The 17,181-nt window shown below is 65.6% G+C and carries 17 protein-coding genes; 11 read left to right on the forward strand and 6 right to left on the reverse strand.

All coding sequences use genetic code 11. The features are described 5' to 3' along the window. The first annotated feature begins 78 nt into the window (after positions 1-78). On the forward strand, positions 79-753 hold the full coding sequence (locus tag RQH62_RS10240) for a 2OG-Fe(II) oxygenase (protein WP_311268657.1): 675 nt from the start codon (positions 79-81) through the stop codon (positions 751-753). 143 nt (positions 754-896) lie between these two features. Then, the gene (locus RQH62_RS10245) at positions 897-1,367 is read left to right on the forward strand and encodes an RcnB family protein (RefSeq protein ID WP_311268658.1); all 471 of its coding nucleotides are present in this window, start codon (positions 897-899) and stop codon (positions 1,365-1,367) included. A gap of 194 nt (positions 1,368-1,561) precedes the next feature. Here the strand turns inward: RQH62_RS10245 and RQH62_RS10250 are convergent, their stop codons facing one another. Next, the gene (locus tag RQH62_RS10250) at positions 1,562-3,142 is read right to left on the reverse strand and encodes a lysine--tRNA ligase (RefSeq protein WP_311268659.1); all 1,581 of its coding nucleotides are present in this window, start codon (positions 3,140-3,142) and stop codon (positions 1,562-1,564) included. Positions 3,143-3,272: 130 nt separating this feature from the next. Here RQH62_RS10250 and RQH62_RS10255 point away from each other — a divergent pair, with 130 nt between their 5' ends. From RQH62_RS10255 to RQH62_RS10265, 3 genes are all read left to right on the forward strand, one after another. Further along, the gene (locus tag RQH62_RS10255; protein WP_311268660.1) at positions 3,273-3,653 is read left to right on the forward strand and encodes a PilZ domain-containing protein; all 381 of its coding nucleotides are present in this window, start codon (positions 3,273-3,275) and stop codon (positions 3,651-3,653) included. Between the two features lie 68 nt (positions 3,654-3,721). Next, positions 3,722-6,475 (forward strand): ATP-dependent DNA helicase, encoded by a 2,754-nt coding sequence (locus RQH62_RS10260; RefSeq protein WP_311268661.1) that lies wholly within the window; start codon positions 3,722-3,724, stop codon positions 6,473-6,475. Beyond that, positions 6,472-7,014 (forward strand): histidine phosphatase family protein, encoded by a 543-nt coding sequence (locus RQH62_RS10265; protein ID WP_311268662.1) that lies wholly within the window; start codon positions 6,472-6,474, stop codon positions 7,012-7,014. The genes RQH62_RS10260 and RQH62_RS10265 overlap by 4 nt, the downstream gene beginning before the upstream one ends. On the opposite strand, the gene pip is transcribed toward RQH62_RS10265, so the two are convergent. Beyond that, positions 7,011-7,952, reverse strand: a complete 942-nt coding sequence (gene pip / locus RQH62_RS10270; protein ID WP_311268663.1) for a prolyl aminopeptidase — start codon at positions 7,950-7,952, stop codon at positions 7,011-7,013. The two genes, RQH62_RS10265 and pip, sit on opposite strands and share 4 nt — an antisense overlap. Before the next feature lie 92 nt (positions 7,953-8,044). Between pip and RQH62_RS10275 the strand changes: the two genes are divergently transcribed. The 6 genes from RQH62_RS10275 (at position 8,045) to RQH62_RS10300 (ending at position 15,128) form a co-directional block, all read left to right on the forward strand. Beyond that, the gene (locus RQH62_RS10275; protein ID WP_311268800.1) at positions 8,045-8,713 is read left to right on the forward strand and encodes a 2OG-Fe(II) oxygenase; all 669 of its coding nucleotides are present in this window, start codon (positions 8,045-8,047) and stop codon (positions 8,711-8,713) included. A 191-nt stretch (positions 8,714-8,904) separates the two neighbouring features. Further along, positions 8,905-11,655, forward strand: coding sequence for a TonB-dependent receptor (locus tag RQH62_RS10280; protein WP_405053538.1), 2,751 nt, complete (start codon positions 8,905-8,907; stop codon positions 11,653-11,655). 72 nt (positions 11,656-11,727) lie between these two features. Next, entirely contained in the window at positions 11,728-12,153 is a 426-nt protein-coding gene (locus tag RQH62_RS10285) for a response regulator (protein WP_311268665.1), read from the forward strand. Between the two features lie 370 nt (positions 12,154-12,523). Continuing rightward, positions 12,524-13,594, forward strand: coding sequence for a DNA replication/repair protein RecF (gene recF / locus RQH62_RS10290; RefSeq protein WP_311268801.1), 1,071 nt, complete (start codon positions 12,524-12,526; stop codon positions 13,592-13,594). Between the two features lie 107 nt (positions 13,595-13,701). Continuing rightward, entirely contained in the window at positions 13,702-14,232 is a 531-nt protein-coding gene (locus RQH62_RS10295) for a CHAP domain-containing protein (protein ID WP_311268666.1), read from the forward strand. A gap of 113 nt (positions 14,233-14,345) precedes the next feature. Beyond that, entirely contained in the window at positions 14,346-15,128 is a 783-nt protein-coding gene (locus RQH62_RS10300) for a CHAP domain-containing protein (RefSeq protein WP_311268667.1), read from the forward strand. A gap of 39 nt (positions 15,129-15,167) precedes the next feature. On the opposite strand, the gene RQH62_RS10305 is transcribed toward RQH62_RS10300, so the two are convergent. The 4 genes from RQH62_RS10305 to RQH62_RS10320 form a co-directional block, all read right to left on the reverse strand. Then, on the reverse strand, positions 15,168-15,443 hold the full coding sequence (locus RQH62_RS10305; RefSeq protein ID WP_311268668.1) for a DUF3297 family protein: 276 nt from the start codon (positions 15,441-15,443) through the stop codon (positions 15,168-15,170). Between the two features lie 53 nt (positions 15,444-15,496). Continuing rightward, positions 15,497-16,333 (reverse strand): serine protease, encoded by an 837-nt coding sequence (locus RQH62_RS10310; RefSeq protein ID WP_311268669.1) that lies wholly within the window; start codon positions 16,331-16,333, stop codon positions 15,497-15,499. 5 nt (positions 16,334-16,338) lie between these two features. After that, positions 16,339-16,761 (reverse strand): DUF350 domain-containing protein, encoded by a 423-nt coding sequence (locus tag RQH62_RS10315; RefSeq protein WP_120251581.1) that lies wholly within the window; start codon positions 16,759-16,761, stop codon positions 16,339-16,341. Between the two features lie 66 nt (positions 16,762-16,827). Then, positions 16,828-17,151: a hypothetical protein gene (locus tag RQH62_RS10320; protein WP_311268670.1), complete on the reverse strand. Its 324-nt coding sequence runs from the start codon at positions 17,149-17,151 to the stop codon at positions 16,828-16,830. Positions 17,152-17,181 lie beyond the last annotated feature (30 nt).

Below are 17,181 nucleotides of genomic sequence, written 5' to 3' on the forward strand. Positions count from 1 at the left end.
CTTCAGGAAACACTGGCCCCGGCATGGAAACATGCCGGGGTCTTTTCATGCCGGGCGTCCTTGTGGCAGGACGGCCGCATGAGCGAAGGACAAGATGATGGCGGCACGGCGTCGCCGCTGCGCGCCGGGATCGGCGATGATGTGCGCAAGCGGCTGGACCGCAATCCGATGGTGCATCGGATCGAGGCGCCCGATCTGGAGATTTACGGCCGCCAGCATTTTCTGAGCGCGGAGGAATGTGCCGGGCTGCGCGCGGCGATCGACGCCGATGCCAAGCCATCGACCCTGTTTTCCGGCAGCGCCAATGCCGATTATCGCACCAGTCATAGCTGCAATCTCAATCCCTGGGAGGAGCTGGTGATGACGGTCAGTGACCGCATCTGCGCGATGACCGGCCTGCCCGCCCGCCATGGCGAAACGTTGCAGGGACAGCGCTATGCGCCGGGGCAGGAATATAAGGTCCATTGCGACTATTTCCCCGTCACCGCCAGCTACTGGCCGCAGATGCGCACCAGCGGCGGGCAGCGGACCTGGACGGCGATGATATACCTGTCGCCGGTCGAGGCCGGGGGCGAGACGCATTTCCCGCAATGCGAATTCATGGTGCCGCCGGTCGAGGGCATGATCCTGATCTGGAACAATATGGATCGCGACGGATCGCCCAATCGCAAGAGCCTGCACGCCGCCCGGCCGGTGGAGCAGGGCACCAAATATGTCGTCACCAAATGGTTTCGCGAACGGCCATGGGGCTGAGCGCGCGCGGTTACACTTTGCGACATTAATGACTGGAATCTGACTGATCCATTCCCCGGCCGTTCAGTCGGCGGGGACCATATCTCCTCTTACAGGCGACGGAGCCAAGAGCTTGGTCGCCCCGGAATATGGGAGATAGAGACATGCGTAAGTTCATCATATTGGGCCTGCTGGCCGCTACCGTCGTCCCCAGCGTCGCATCAGCCCAATCCTATGGCGAAGTGCGTCGCAGCGAGCGCAATCTACGCGAGGAACAGCGCGACCTGCGTCAGGCGCAGCGCCATGGCGACCGCCGCGATGTCCGCGAGGCGCGCCGCGACGTTCGGGACGCTCGTCAGGAAGTGCGTGAGGATTGGCGCGACTATCGCCGCAGCCACCGGGACGTCTATCGTGGCGGCAACTGGCGCGCGCCCTTCCGTTACAGCCAGTGGAATGCCGGTGCGCAGCTTCGCCCGGCTTATTACAACTCGCGCTATTACATCAACGATGTGAACCGTTATCGCCTGCCCCGTCCGGGCGTGAACCAGCGCTGGGTCCGCCATTATAATGATGTGTTGCTGGTCAATGTGCGTACCGGCCGCGTCATCACCGCACACCGCGCCTTCTTCTGGTAAGAGGCCGGAAACGCAAAAACCGCCCCGATCGCAAGACCGGGGCGGTTTCCTTTACCCCCACTTGGCCGCGCCGCTCGTTTCCGGGCGCACGCGGCCGATGACGCGCGCGAGGCGCATCACCAGTCCGAAAGGGGGGTGGACCGAAGCGCAAACGCCCGGCCCGGCATTATGTTCCGGGCCGAGATTAATCCAGATCAGGAAGCGAGCGATTCCGCGATCAGCTTACGGCTGTTGCCGATGCCGTAGAGCGCGATGAAACTGCCCATGCGCGGCCCCTGATCAGCACCCAGCAGGGTCTGGTACAGCGCCCTGAACCAGTCGCGCAGTTCGGCAAAGCCAAACGCCTCATCCTTGCCAATGGCATAAACGATATTCTGGATATCTTCCGCCGTCGCGCCTTGCGGCAGGGCGGCCAGTTCATCGTCCAGCTTGCGCAGCGCAGCGGCCTCGTTCGCCTCCGGCGCGCGGCGCTTGAGCGTCGGCGCGACGAAATCGCGATGATAGGCCAGCGCATGGCCAATCAGCGCGTCCAGTTCGGGATAGGTTTCCGCGCTCGCGCCGGGCACATAATTTTGGAGATAACCCCACACCTGCTCGCGGCTGGCATCGCCCATCACGCCGACGAGGTTGAGCAGCAGGCCGAACGTCACCGGCAATTCGCCGTCTGGCAGCTTGCCATCATGGATATGATGGACCGGGTTGCCGAGCTGCTGCTCGACCGCCTGCTTGGGGTAGTTGGTGCGGAACTGCCAATATTCGTCCACCGCGCGCGGGATGACGCCCATGTGCAGCTGCTTGGCCTTCTTCGGTTCGCGATAGGCGTAGAAAGCGAGCGATTCCTGCGGACCATAGGTCAGCCATTGTTCGAGGCTGAGGCCATTGCCCTTGGACTTGGAGATTTTCTCGCCTTTTTCGTCGAGGAACATCTCGTAATTGAAACCCTCGGGCGGGCGGCCGCCCAGCGCACGGCAAATCTTGGACGATTGCGTGACCGAATCGATCAGATCCTTGCCCGCCATTTCATAATCGACGCCCAGCGCATACCAGCGCATCGCCCAGTCGACCTTCCATTGCAGCTTGGCCGCGCCGCCCAGGATCGACTGTTCGATCGTCTCGCCCTCGTCGACGAAGCGCACAATGCCGGCTTCTGCGTCGACCACTTCGATCGGCACCTGCAACACGATGCCGCTCTTGGGCGAAATCGGCAGGACGGGCGAATAGGTCGCCGCCCGTTCCTTGCGCAGGGTCGGCAGCATGATGTCCATGATCGCCTGATAACGGCGCAGCACCTGGCGCAGCGCTTCGTCGAACGCGCCGGCCTGATAGCGTTCGGTCGCGGAAACGAATTCATAGTCGAAGCCGAAGCTGTCGAGGAAATCGCGCAGCATCGCATTGTTATGATGGGCGAAGCTCTCGAACTTTTCGAACGGATCGGGCACCTGCGTCAGCGGCTTGCCCAGATACTCGCTAAGCATCGCCTGATTGGGGACATTGTCGGGCACCTTGCGGAAGCCGTCCAGATCGTCGCTGAACGCCACCAGCCGGGTCGGAATATCCGACAGCGCGTGGAAGGCATTGCGGACCATGGTGGTGCGCAGCACTTCGTTGAACGTGCCGATATGCGGCAGGCCCGATGGGCCATAGCCGGTTTCGAACAGGATATGGCCTTTATCCGGCGCACCATTGGCATAACGTTTCAGAAGCTTGCGGGCTTCTTCATAGGGCCAGGCCTTGGATGCGGTCGCGGCGGTGCGCAGGATATCGGAGATTGTCATGATTCACGCCCCCTAAACCCTGCTAAAGCGAAAGAAAATGCTATTCGGCGGCATAAAGCGTTTTGACAATCGTTCGCAGCTTTAGTTTTCATTAACCCTGCGTACCGATAATAGGCCGACAGGAGGCGATATGCAGATACAGCGCAGCCGCGAGCGCATTGCCGTGGACATCCCGATCGTCGTGACGACGGTCCTGGACAGCCTGGAAGGCGTGATCGTGGATCTGAGCGAGGGCGGCGCGCAGGTCGTGGGTTGCACCCTGCCAGCCCGATCGCAATGCCAGATCGATCTGGACGGCTTCATCGTGTTCGGCACCGTCCGCTGGTCCGAAGAGGATCGCATGGGCATTCGCTTCCCCTATGAATTGAACGAAGGCCCGCTGTACGAAAAGCTGGAGATGGCCCGTGCCGCCAAGCGCGCGCCGGTCGCGTTCCAGCCGCGTATCCAGCAACAGACCGGCTTTGGCAGTGCCTATGTCGGTGGCGGCGGCTTTGGCCGGCGCACCGGCTGACGCCCTTCCCGACATAGAGTCCATATTTCAGGTTTTCCTTTTGTTCCTGCTCGCCTAGACACCGGCGAGTGATCGATCCCGCCACCCTGCCCGCGCTCCACGCCAGCCATGGCGGCATCTGGCTGCGCGAGGGCGACCATACCCAGGCACTGGCCAAGGGACAGGCGATCGCGCGAAGCGCCGAAACCCCGGTACTGCTGCTCAATGCGCCGCTGACCGGGCAGCGGCTGGGCTATCCTGAACTGAACGGCCTCGACCTGCTCGAACTCTGGGCCTTTCTGCATCCCGCCCGCTTCCTTGTGCCCACGCCCAAGGGGCTGGCGGAGGCGCTGGGCCTACCCGCGCCGGCGAGCGAGGGCGACATCCCCGCGCTGCTGCAACAGGGTGCAGCGATGCTGCTCGCCCGGATGGACGCACCCGACTGGAAAGAGCGGGAGGGCGGATGGACCGCCGCTCAATCGCTGCACCGGCTGCGCTGGCCCTGGTCGCCGCTGGTCGCGCCACGCATCGCCCGCCCACGTGAGGCGGAACGCTGGCTGTTCACCAAATTGCCTGAGTGGGAAGAGGCACAGCCGCGCCCTGCCCCGCGCACGATCAGCCTGAAGGAGGATCAGGTGCTGGCCCGGCTCGATGCGCTGACCGGCAAGGGCGCCGAACCACGCCCCGGCCAGCGCGCCTATGCCGCCGCCGCCAGCATCGCCTTCACCCCGCGCAAGCATCGCGACCAGCCCAATATGCTGCTGGCCGAAGCCGGCACCGGTATCGGCAAGACATTGGGCTATCTGGCGCCGGCTTCGCTATGGGCCGGAGAAGCGCAGGGCACGGTTTGGGTTTCGACCTATACTAAGGCGCTGCAACGCCAACTGGACCGGGAATCGCTGCGCCTGTTCCCCGATGCGGCAGTCGCAGCGAAGCGCGTGGTGGTGCGCAAGGGGCGGGAAAATTACCTGTGCCTGCTCAATCTGGAAGATGCGTTGCAGGGCGGCTTTACCGGCCGCGCGGCGATATTGGCGCAACTGGTCGCCCGCTGGGCCGCGTTCAGCAAGGATGGCGACATGGTGGGCGGCGACCTGCCCGGATGGTTGCCGACGCTGTTTCGCCGCAACGGTTCTACTGCCCTGACCGACCGGCGCGGCGAGTGCATCTATGCCGGCTGCCCCCACTATCGCAAATGCTTCATCGAGCGGTCGGCGCGCGCGTCGGCCGATGCCGATATCGTGATCGCCAATCATGCGCTGGTCATGATCAACGCGGCGCGCGGGCGCGAGACAGGGCAGCGACCGCAGCGGATCGTCTTCGACGAAGGCCATCATCTGTTCGATGCGGCGGATTCGACCTTCTCCGTCGCCCTGTCCGGGCAGGAAGCGATCGAACTGCGGCGCTGGATCATGGGGCCGGAGGGCGGATCGCGCGGGCGGCGCCGGGGTCTGGCAGCGCGCCTGTCCGACCTTGCCAGCTATGATGAGGAAGGTGGTCAGGCGATCCGCGCGGCGATCGACGCGGCGCAGGCGTTGCCCGCCGACGAGTGGCTGAAGCGCATCGTCGCAGGCGAGCCGTTCGGGCCGTTGGAGGCGCTGCTCGCCGCCGTGCGCGGGACCGTTTACACCCGCGCGGAGGCGGCGGGCGAAGCGGATGCCGGCTATGGGCTGGAAACCGAACTGGCCGAACCGGACGGCGCGCTGGTCGAAGCCGCACAGGAAGCGGCGCTGGCGCTGGATGCGCTGATCAAGCCGCTGGTGCGACTGGCGCGCAGGCTGGAAGCGGTGATCGAGGATGCGCCCGACTGGCTGGACGGTGCGGCGCGGGCGCGGGTCGAGGGGGCGATCGCCTCGCTCGGCTGGCGGCGCGACCTGATCGCGGCCTGGCTGGCGCTGCTGGCGCGGATCGGCGGGCCGGCGGACCCAGACTATGTCGACTGGATGACCGTCGACCGGATCGAAGGGCGCGAGTTCGATATCGGCATCCATCGCCACTGGCTGGACCCGACCCGGCCGCTGGCAGAAACGGTGCTGAAGCCGGCGCAGGGCGTGTTGCTGACGTCTGCGACGCTGAAGGGCGGTGGCGACTGGAGCAATGCGGAGGCGCGCAGCGGCGCAGTCCACCTGCCCCATGGCGCGGAGCGGTTCGAGGCAAGCAGCCCGTTCGATTATCCGGGCCGGGCCGAAGTGCTGATCGTCACCGATATCAAGCGCGGCGATATTGCGGCCTTGTCGGGCGCCTATGGCCGGTTGATCGAGGCAGCGGGCGGCGGCACGCTGGGGCTGTTCACCGCGATCCGGCGGCTGCGGGCGGTGCATGCACGCATCGCCGACCGGCTGGCGCGGGCGGGGCTGCCGCTTTACGCCCAGCATGTCGATCCGATGGATACCGGCACATTGGTGGATATCTTCCGCGACGATCCGCGCGCGTCGCTGCTGGGCACAGATGCCTTGCGCGACGGGGTGGACGTGCCGGGCCATTCGCTGCGGCTGGTGGTGATGGAGGGCGTGCCTTGGTCCAAGCCGACCGTATTGCATGCTGCGCGCAGACTGGCCGGGGGCGGCAGCGCCTATGACGACCGGCTGATCCGGGCGCGGCTGGCGCAGGCGTTCGGGCGCCTGATCCGCCGGGCCGAGGATAAGGGCAGTTTCGTCATCCTGTCCGCCGCCATGCCCAGCCGATTGCTCAGCGCCTTTCCACCCGGCACGCCGATCCGCCGGCTGACGCTGGACGAGGCGATCATCGCCGTCAGCGTGCAGGCGCGCGAACAGGCCCTTGGCGCAGCGCCCGCTTTGGGGCATCAGGGGCGCGAATCCGGCCTTCCCCAACAGGAGAGACAATGAAGCAGCTGACCCTGTTGCGCCACGCCAAGTCGGATTGGGACGATCCGGTCGCGCGCGATTTCGATCGGCCCCTCAACCGCCGGGGCGAAAAGGCCGCCCTGCTGATGGGCCAGTTCGCCGCACAGCGCGCCATGCGCTTCGACATGCTGGTCGCGTCGCCTGCGGTGCGGGTGGTGCAGACGCTGGAAACCTTCTTCGCCGGCTATGGGGAGACGCTGGAAGCGCGCTGGGACCGGCGCATCTATCTCGCCTCCGCACCCACCTTGTTCGATGTCATCCGCGACTTGCCCGACAGCGCTGACAGCGCATTGATGGCAGGGCACAATCCGGGGCTGGAGGAACTGATCCTCGACCTCGTCCCCAATGATGGCGCCAGTCCGCTGCGTGAGGATGTGGAGGTCAAATTTCCGACCGCGAGCATCGCCGTGCTGGACCTGGCCATCGACCGGTGGGACGACGCGCGGGAGAATAGCGCAACCCTCGCCAGCTTCACCCGCCCGCGCGACCTGGACCCGGCACTGGGGCCGGGCAGCCGCTAACCCGCAAACCCGTCCGTCGCGCGGATCAGGGCATCCATGATGCCCGGTTCATTATAAGCGTGGCCGGCCCCTTCGATCATTTCGAAGCGCGCCTGCGGCCAGGCGCGGTGCAGCGCCCAGGCGGTTTCCGCCGGGCAGGCCATGTCGTAGCGGCCCTGTACGATGACGCCGGGAATGGCCGCCAGCTTGCCAGCATCGCGGATCAGTTGGCCGTCCTCCAGCCAGCCGCCATGGACGAAATAATGATTTTCGATCCGCGCGAAGGCCAGCGCGAAATCATCCGCATCGTGGGTCGCCGATAGCGCGGGATCGGGCAGCAGGCGGATCGTCTCCCCTTCCCACACGCTCCAGGCGCGGGCGGCGGCGATCTGCGCGGCGCGATCGTTACCGGTCAGGCGGCGGCGATAGGCGTTGACCAGATCGCCCCGTTCGCTTTCCGGGATCGGGGCGACGAACCGCTCCCATTTGTCGGGATAGATGCGGCTGGCGCCTTCCTGATAATACCAGTCGATCTCGCTTTTACGGATGGTGAAGATTCCGCGCAGCACCAGTTCCGTCACGCGATCCACATGCGCCTGCGCATAGGCGAGCGCCAGCGTCGAACCCCAGCTGCCGCCGAAGACCAGCCATTGCTCTACCCCCGTCATCACCCGCAATCGTTCGATATCGGCGACCAGATCCCAGGTCGTGTTGGCATCCAGATGGGCGTGCGGCGTCGACTGGCCGCAGCCGCGCTGGTCGAACAGCAGCACATCGTAGCGGGCGGGATCGAACAGCCGGCGATGGTCGGGCGAAATGCCGCCGCCCGGCCCGCCATGCAGGAAGACGGCGGGCTTGGCACCGGGCGTGCCGGCCCGTTCCCAATAGATATGATGGCCGTCGCCGACATCGAGGTGGCCGGAGGCATAGGGAGCGATCGGGGGATAGAGCGTGCGCATAGCGCTACCCTATAAAGCGGCGGCGGCGAAGGGAAGTGTTTGAGCGCAAGGCGCGGGATGCCCCGGACGCGCGTTGCCGCGATGCTGGCCCGATGGACCTGACCGATCTCGACCGCCATGGCGCCGTGCGCCTGCCCGCTCTGCTGTCGCCCGAGCAATGTGCCGCCATCGTCGCGCTGTGGGACGACCCCGGCGCCTTCCGCAAGGAGGTGGTGATGGCGCGCCACGGCTTTGGCAGCGGGCGCTATCGCTATTTCGCCTATCCCCTGCCTGATCCGGTCGCGATGCTGCGGAAGCGTCTCTATCCCGCACTGGCACGCCATGCCAATGGCTGGGCGGAGGCATTGGGGACGAGCGACATCTATCCGGCGCGCCATGCCGATTATCTGGCGCGCTGCGCGCTGGCGGGACAGGACAGGGCGACGCCGCTGCTGTTGCGCTATGAGGCGGGCGACTGGAATGCGCTGCATCAGGACGTCTACGGCCCGCATATCTTTCCGCTACAGGTCGCGATCCTGCTGTCCCGGCCAGAGCAGGATTTTACCGGCGGCGCCTTCGTCCTGACCGAGCAGCGGCCGCGCATGCAGTCGCGCGCCGAGGTGGTGCCGCTGATGCAGGGCGACGCCGTGATCTTTCCCGTGCGCGACCGGCCGGTCATGGGCGCACGCGGCGTCTATCGCGTGCAGATGCGGCACGGTGTCAGCCGCATCCTGTCGGGCGTGCGCCACACATTGGGCATTATTTTCCACGACGCCCCCTGACCCCCGGCCAGCCCCCGTTCAGCCGGCACAGTTACATCTTGCGACAAATATCGCTGGTTGTTGCCAGAATTTTGCGACAAGCGCCTGCTAGTCCAGCGGTCAGATCAAAGAATGTTGTGGGGGTTTTCGTGCGTCTTTCCGCGTCCATCATCGGTGTTGCGCTCCTGTCCGGGGTCGCACCCTCTGCGCTGATGGCGCAGGAGGAAACGAAGGCCGCGCAGGCCGCGCCGGTCGATGATGGCGAGGAAATCATCGTCACCGGCCAGCCGCAGCGCGGATCGGTAATCGGCAATGTCCAGCCCGAACAGCAATTGTCCGGCGCGGACGTGCGGGCGCTGGGCGTCACCTCCATTTCCGAACTCATCACCGAATTGGCACCGCAGACCAATGGCACGCCGGTCATCCTGCTGAACGGCAAGCGCATTTCCAGCTTTTCCGAAATTCAGGATATCCCATCGGAGGCCGTGGCGCGGGTCGACATATTGCCTGAACAGGTCGCGCTCTCTTATGGTTATGCGCCGACGCAGAAGGTAGTGAACATCGTCCTGCGCCAGCGTTTCCGGGCGGAGACGGCCGAGGGACGCGTCGGCACGACGACGCAGGGCGGACGCGAAAACGGCAAGGTGGAAGCGGGCCTGCTGCGCATCCAGGGGGACAATCGCTTCACGCTGAACCTGCAATATAGCCGCGCCGCCGCCCTGCTGGAAAGCGAACGCGGCATCACCGCCACCGCGCCGGGCCGCCCCTATGCGCTGAATGGCAATATCGTGGGCACCGGCACCAATGGCGAGATCGATCCGGCGCTTTCGGCGCTGGCCGGCCAGAGCGTAACGATCGCCAGCGTGCCGGTCAGCGCCGCATCCAGCCCGCCGACCCTCAATGATTTCGTCGCGGGTGCCAATGTCACCAGCGTCAGCGACCTGACCCGATACCGCACGCTCAGCCCGGAAACGGAGAGCTTCTCGGCCAATGCCACGCTTGCCCGCGCGCTGGGCGGCATATCGGCGACGCTGAACGGGCGGCTGGAACTGTCGGACAATGACAGTTTTCAGGGCCTGTCCTCCGCCGCGTTCGACCTGCCGGCAGGCAGTGCCTTTTCGCCCTTCGCCAACGACGTCACCCTCTATCGCTATCTGGCGCAGGGCGGCGCCTTGCAACAGCAGATCAGGGGCACGACCGGCCATATCGGCCTGACCCTGAACGGGCAGTTGGGCCGCGGCTGGCAATGGTCCTTCACCGGCAATGGCGACCTGTCGATCACGCGGACGCGCACCGATCGCGGCATATCCACCGGCGCGATTCAGGCAGCGCTGGATGCCGGCGACGCCAGCGTCAATCCCTATGGCAGCTTCGCGCCGGACCTGGTCGCCACCCGCCTGACCGACCGCGCCCGCGCCAGGAGTCAGGCGGTGCAGGGCGACCTGCTGGTCAGCGGCACGCTGTTCGAACTGCCGGCCGGCGGCGTGACCACCTCGATCAGCATCGGTGCGTCGGCCAATGGCTTTGAAAGCCGATCCATCCGATCCGGCGTGGAAAGCGGCAGCGATTATAGCCGGGAAATCGGCAGCGGGCAGATCAGCCTCGACCTGCCGATCACCAGCCGCTCGCGCGGCGTGCTGGGCGCGGTGGGCGATGTCGCAGTCAACCTCAATGCCGCCGCGCAGCATTATTCGGACTTCGGCACGCTGTCGACGCTGGGCTACGGCCTGCGCTGGAAGCCGGTGGATGCGGTGCAGATCCTTGCCTCCGCCAATCAGGATCGCGCCGCGCCGACGGGCGCGAACATCACCGACCCGCTGATTTCCACGCCCAATGTGTCGGTGTTCGACTATGCGACCGGGCAGACGGTGTTCGTCACCCAATTGTCGGGCGGCAACGCGGCGCTCCGCGAAAGCGTGCGCGACCAGTTCCGCGTGAGTGCGCGGATCAAGCCGTTCGAAAAGCCGAACCTGACGATGACGGCGACCTACCTCAACAGCCGCACCCGCAACCCGATCGCCGCCTTCCCGACGCCGACACCAGCGCTGGAGGCGGCCTATCCGCAACGCTTCCTGCGCGATGCCGACGGCAATTTGTTGCAGGTCGATGCGCGGCCGATCAATTTCCTGTCGTCGCAGAGCGAGCAACTGCGCTGGGGCGTAGACCTGTCGGTCCCGATCAAGTCGCATATCCAGAAGCTGATGGAAGCCTGGCGCGCGTCCGGCGGCAAGCCGGAGGATCGGCCGCCCGAATTGCAGGCGCTGTTCGGCAATCGCCAGCCCCGTGGCGAAGGTGGCCCACCACCGGGCGAAGGGGGTGGCGATCGGCCGCGTGGCGAGGGCGGCAATGCAGGTGCCGGTGGCGGGAACGGCCCGCGTCAGGGCGGCTTTGGCGGCCCCGGCGGCTTCCGTGGTCCCGGCGGCAATGGTCAGGGCGGCGGACGGATGACCTTCAGCCTCTATCATACCTGGCATCTGACCGAGAGCATCCAGATCGCGCCGGGCGTGCCGCAGTTGAACCTGCTGGACGGCGACGCCACCGGTTCATCAGGCGGCCAGCCCCGGCATGAGATCGAGGCGCGGATCGGTTACATGAACAACGGCATCGGCGCGCGGCTGGGCATCGACTGGGAAAGCGGCACCCATGTGGACGGCGCGTTGACCGGCACGGCGGGCGGATCGTCGCGGCTGAACTTCGGCAGCCTCGCCACCGCGAACCTGCGCATCTTTGCCAATCTGGGGCAGGTACAGGGGCTGGAGCGCAAGATCCCCTTCATGCGGGGCGCGCGCATATCCTTCAACATCGATAATATCTTCAACCAGCGCCGCGAAGTCACCGACGCGACCGGGGCGACGCCGCTGCGCTATCAGCCGGGCTATCTCGACCCGCTGGGCCGCACGGTGTCGATCAGTTTCCGCAAACTCTTCTTCCCGAATTTCGCGGCCAATCGCCCCCGTAGTTAAATTCCCATTAGGCACGGCTAAAGCTGCTCGTTCCCCGGCCGTTATGATGCTCATAATGGTTGGGGAACCGAGATGATGAAGCCTGTCAGAATAGTCGTGGTCGATGATTCGCTGACCATCCGTGCGATGATCGAGACGTTGCTGGAACGCGACCGCCGCATCGAAGTGGTCGGCATCGCCCGCAATGGTGAGGAGGCGATCGACATGATCCGGCTGGAAAAGCCCGATGTCGTGACGCTGGACATCGCCATGCCGGGCAAGGATGGCCTCGCGATATTGGACGAGATCATGGACATGGAGCCGTGCCCGGTGATCATGCTGTCCAGCCTGATGCGCGACGGTGCACCGATCGTCGCCGAGGCGATGGACCGGGGCGCGGCGGCCTGTTTCAACAAGGCTATGATCGTGCGGGAAGCGACCCGCTTCATCGGGTTGATCCGTGATCTGGGTCGCGGTCTGGTCGTGGCCGAACCGGAACCGGTGGCGATCGCCGCCTGATTCAGGGATCGTGGAGCAGTAAGAAGGGGAGAGGCAGGATGCTGCCTCTCCCCTTTCTGCTTGTTTAGGAGGCTGGCGACCAGAAATGGACATCCGGCGGTCATTTTGGCCTGCCCCCATAGCCGTCACCCAGCGAAGGCTGGGGTCTCAGGCGGTAGTGGAATGAGGCCGGCCGCCTAGCGCTATCCGCTTACCCAGCGTGCGCCGTCCTGAGATCCCAGCCTTCGCTGGGATGACGTTTTTTTTTGTGACGTTCGACTTCAAAATGGCAAGTCCCCTTCCCCACCCTTTCATGCCAATCATCCAGCGGCTGCCCCCCTTCCCCAACGCAACTCTTCCCTCCCCCGCCCCGCCCCGCTACAGCCGCGCGATGATCGGCCGCCTGACCTTGAGCGATTTCCGCAATCATGCGGATGCGCTGATCCTGCCCGATCATGCCTTCATCCTGCTGACCGGCGATAATGGCGCGGGGAAGACCAACATATTGGAAGCCGTATCGATGCTGGCGCCAGGGCGCGGGCTGCGTGGTGCGGCGCTGTCCGCCATGGCGCGGCAGGACGGCGCGGGCGGTTTCGGCATCGCGGCGGAAGTCGATGGGGCGATGCTGGGCACCGGTGTCACCGCCGCCAGCCCCGACCGGCGGCAAGTGCGGATCGGGGGCGTGGCGTCGTCTGCCAATGCGCTGGCCGATCATCTGTCGATCGTCTGGCTCACGCCGGCGATGGACCGGCTGTTTCTGGACAGTCCGGGCGGGCGGCGGCGGTTCCTCGATCGGCTGACGCTGGCGCTGCACCCCGGCCATGCCGCGCATAGCGCCCGCTATGACGCGGCGATGCGCGCGCGCAACCGGCTGCTGGCGGATATGCGCCGCGCCGATCCGGCCTGGCTCAGCGCGCTGGAGGCGCAGATGGGCGAGCATGGCACGGCGCTGGCGGAGGCGCGGGCGGATCTCGTGGCACGATTGAACGATGCGCTGGCCGACCAGCCCGACGAACCCTTCGCCCGGCCGCTGATCGCGATTCTGGGGGAGGAGGCGAGCGACGAACCACTGGCAGGGCGGCTGGCGCGCGAACGGCGGCGCGATGCGGCGGCGGGGCGGACGCTCTCCGGCCCACATCGCCACGATCTGTCCGTCACCCATATCGCCAAGGGACAGGCCGCCGCGCTCTGTTCCACCGGCGAGCAGAAGGCGTTGCTGCTGTCGATCCTGCTGGCCCATGCCGCGCTGGTGGCCGCCGACCGGGGCCAGCCGCCCGTGCTGCTGCTCGACGAAGTGGCGGCGCATCTCGACCCGCTGCGCCGCGCCGCACTCTTCCAACGTTTGCAGGAAAGCGGCGGTCAGGTGTGGTTGACGGGCACCGAATCCAGCCTTTTCAGCGAATTACCTGATGCAACCCGGCTGACTGTAACGGCCGGGCATGTTTTTCGTTCCGCAGCATAACGCATCGACGAAACGACTCGTCGCCCGGCGCTTGTCGGTTCGTCGGGCGTCTGGCCTAAGACCGGCATCGGGGTTCAAGCCTAAAAACAAGTCGGGGTCGCAATCGCATGTTCGCTGGTTTTCGCGCGGTTTTCGCGGCATCTGTTCTTGCGCTTTCGACTCTCTTCGCTGTTCCCGCCACCGCCGGCACGCTGCAATGCGCACCCTTTGCCCGGCAGGTTTCCGGTATCGACATCCATGGCAATGCCAACACCTGGTGGGGTCAGGCCGAAGGTCGTTATGACCGTGGCCATGAACCTCGCGTCGGCGCCGTCCTGGCTTTCTCGGCCAGCCGTTCCATGCCGGTCGGCCATGTCGCCATGGTCAGCAAGGTGGTCAACGACCGCGAAGTGCTGCTGACCCACGCCAACTGGTCCTATCGTGGTGGCATCGAGCGCAATGTCCGCGCCATCGACGTATCGGCCAATAATGACTGGTCCGACGTGCGCGTATGGTACGGCCCGATCGGCGACCTGGGCCTGCGCTCCAATGCCGCCAAGGGCTTCATCTACGCCAGCGCGCCCAAGGGCATCGACCAGCCGGTGCAGATTGCTTCGGCCGACACCACCGGCGGCGCGGCCGTTCGCTCGGCTTTCTGAGCCGACTTTTCTCTACAATATCGCTATCCCTGATACTGGCTTAACCCTTTCCAAAGGAAGGCGGTTCTAGGGTCGATCCCGGTGGGGCGATTCTAAAAGTTTCGGGATCGCATATGTTTCGAGCGATGCGCTGGACCGCAGCCCTGCTGCTGTCCGGACTGGCAACTGCGCCCTCATGGGGGTCGGCGGTGCTGCAATGTGTGCCTTATGCCCGGATCGTATCGGGCGTGGCGATCAGGGGCGATGCGCTGACCTGGTGGGATCAGGCGGACGGACAATATAAGCGCGGCGACAAGCCGAAAAAGGGCGCGGTGCTGGCGTTCCGGCCCAATGGGCCGATGACGCTGGGCCATGTCGCGGTGGTCAGCAGGATATTGGATGATCGCCGCGTGCTGATCCGCCATGCCAACTGGTCGGTGCCCGGCGCCATCGAGGAAGATGTGCTGGCGATCGATGTGTCGCCGACAGGCGACTGGAGCCAGGTGCGCGTGTGGCACAGCCCGACGGGCCAGATGGGCGCGCGAACCAACCCGACCTACGGCTTCATCTATCCGGCCAAGGCGAAGCTGCATGATTTTACGCCTGACGCGACGCTGGGAACCAGCGTGCGGTTCGCCAGGGTCGATTCGGACATGTGGGATGAGCGCGCGCTGCCGGCCGTAATGCGCCAGCCGCGCGGGACGCCGGTGCCGACCAAGACGGTGATGACTAGCCCGACGCGGATGGCGGCGGCCACGCCCGTCAAGGCGCTGAAGACGACCAAGCCCGCAAAACAGTCGCGCGAGCCGCATCTGGAGGCCGACCCCTTCATCGTCGAATATGCCGATGCCGCGCCGTCGCAGCGGACGCTGAGCGCCATCATCGCCGATGTGCGGCGCGAAACGGCGATGAACTGACAAACAAAAAGGGCGCCATCGCCGGCGCCCTTTTCCTTGTCACTCCGCGTCGGCGGGCTTGTCTTCGCTACCCTCGGCCGGGTTCTCGAACCAGGCTTCGACTTCCCCGGTCAGCTTGATCGTCAGCGGATTGCCGTGGCGGTCGCGGGTCTTGCCGGCGGCAACGCGAATCCAGCCCTCCGAAATATTATATTCCTCCACATCCTTGCGCTCACGGCCCTTGAAACGGATGCCGATGCCGCGCTGGAGCACCTCCATGTCGAAATGAAGGCTTTTAGGATTGGTGGACAGATGGTTGGGAGGCGTGTCGCTCATGATGAGATTCCTTGAAAAGCTGTGCTGCGCCTAGCGTCTGAGCCACTATTGCGTCAACCGCCGCGCTTTTCATCTACGTCGCAATAGATGCGGCGGATTACCCCTTCGTCCAGCCATGCGGCGAAGCGGCTTTCGGCATCGGCAATGCCGGCGAAGGGATAGGCGACCGGCCGATCGTCCACCACGCCGCTCGCCCGCGTCAGTCGCGCCACGGCATCGGGCGCGGTGGTCAGAATGCGGCCGCGCCGGTCGGTGGACGCGCTGTTAACGCCGACGACACGGCCGTCTTCGGCAAAGACCGGGCCGCCGCTGATGCCGGACAGGGTGCCGTCGCCGGTGGGGATGCGTCCCTTTTCGGCCCAGGCCAGCACCGGTTGGGTGAGGTCGGTGCGGCCGCGCCGGGCGCTGGCCTCACCAATCAGTTCGGACAGGACCAGCGTCGGTTTTCCGGCGGGAAAACCCATATGATAACCCGGCGTACCCGGCTGCGGCACATGGGAAGACAAGGGCAGCGCTGCATCACTGGGCAGACCGTCGCGCACCAGCGCCGCGTCCGCTTCCTTGCTTTCGAGCACGCGCGACACGGGACGGGCGAAGCGGCCATCCTCCAGCCCGACGCGCGTACAGCCATGGGTGACATGCTGCGCCGTCAGCCAGGCGCCATCGCGATCGACAGCGAAGGCGGTGCCCATCGAATCGGCCGGGCCATCGGGGCTATCCTCGATCACGAACTGCTCGTCGCCCCATCCGGGCAGGGGCCGACGCGGAGAGCGGGGATCATATTGCTCCACCTTCAGCGGGGGGACGCGGACGTCCTGCCCGAACCAGGCGACCAGCAGCAACGCGCCCAGCGCGAAGGGCAGGCAGCCGCAACCCTTGCCACCCGCCATCGGCCTCAGCCCGCCACCGCCGCGGCGGTGAGACAGGCGATCGCCGCCTTCATCATGGCCAGGAAGATCGCGGCCGACCGCTCATTCGCCTCGATCCGCGCGGACAATGTGCCGAGCAGGAAATCGACCAGGCGGAAAGCGACCAGTTGCAGCACCAAAGTGACGCTGCCCCAGATGACGATATCCCAGACATTGACCGATCCGGCGAGGCAGAAGCCCAAGGGCACGGCAAGGCCGATCGCCGCGCCGCCGAGCGAGATGGCGGCGGCTTCGTTGCCGCCACGGATCAGCGCAAATTCGTCATGCGGGGTGATCCACAGATAGAGGGCCAGCGCGGCCAACCAGACCAAAGTGGCGCTGCCCAGATGCAGCAGGAGGATGGGAAGGCCCGATAGCAGGCTTTGGATAACGGGCATGGGATCGGTCATGCCGTCAGAAATGCCGCAACCCGCCCCAAGGTTCAATCGGGGCGGGCTGTGGTCGAAATATAGATATCAGCGACAGATGCGCACGCGTACCCTGCGGTCGCGATAGCGGTCGTAGCGCCATTCGTTCCAGCAGCGGGTGCGGTAGCCGCGATGGCCTCTCCAGTCGCCGCGATGCCCGCGCCAGTCGCGCCGGTCGCCGCGCCAGTGGCGGCGGTCGTCCCAGCGGCGTCCATTATCCCAACGCCGGCGGTCGCCACGGTCCCAATGGCGGTCGCGGTCGCCGCGCCAGCCATTCCCGCCATAATATTGCGCCTGTGCCGGCACGGCAGTGGCGCCTACCCCGGCGATGGCAAGGCCCAGCACCGCCACGCCCTTCCAGAAAATGTTCATCTCTTTCTCTCCTCATAGATCCCGCCCATG

It is taken from the genome of Sphingobium sp. WCS2017Hpa-17, assembly GCF_031843765.1.
In the GTDB taxonomy this organism is placed as follows: Bacteria; Pseudomonadota; Alphaproteobacteria; order Sphingomonadales; family Sphingomonadaceae; genus Sphingobium.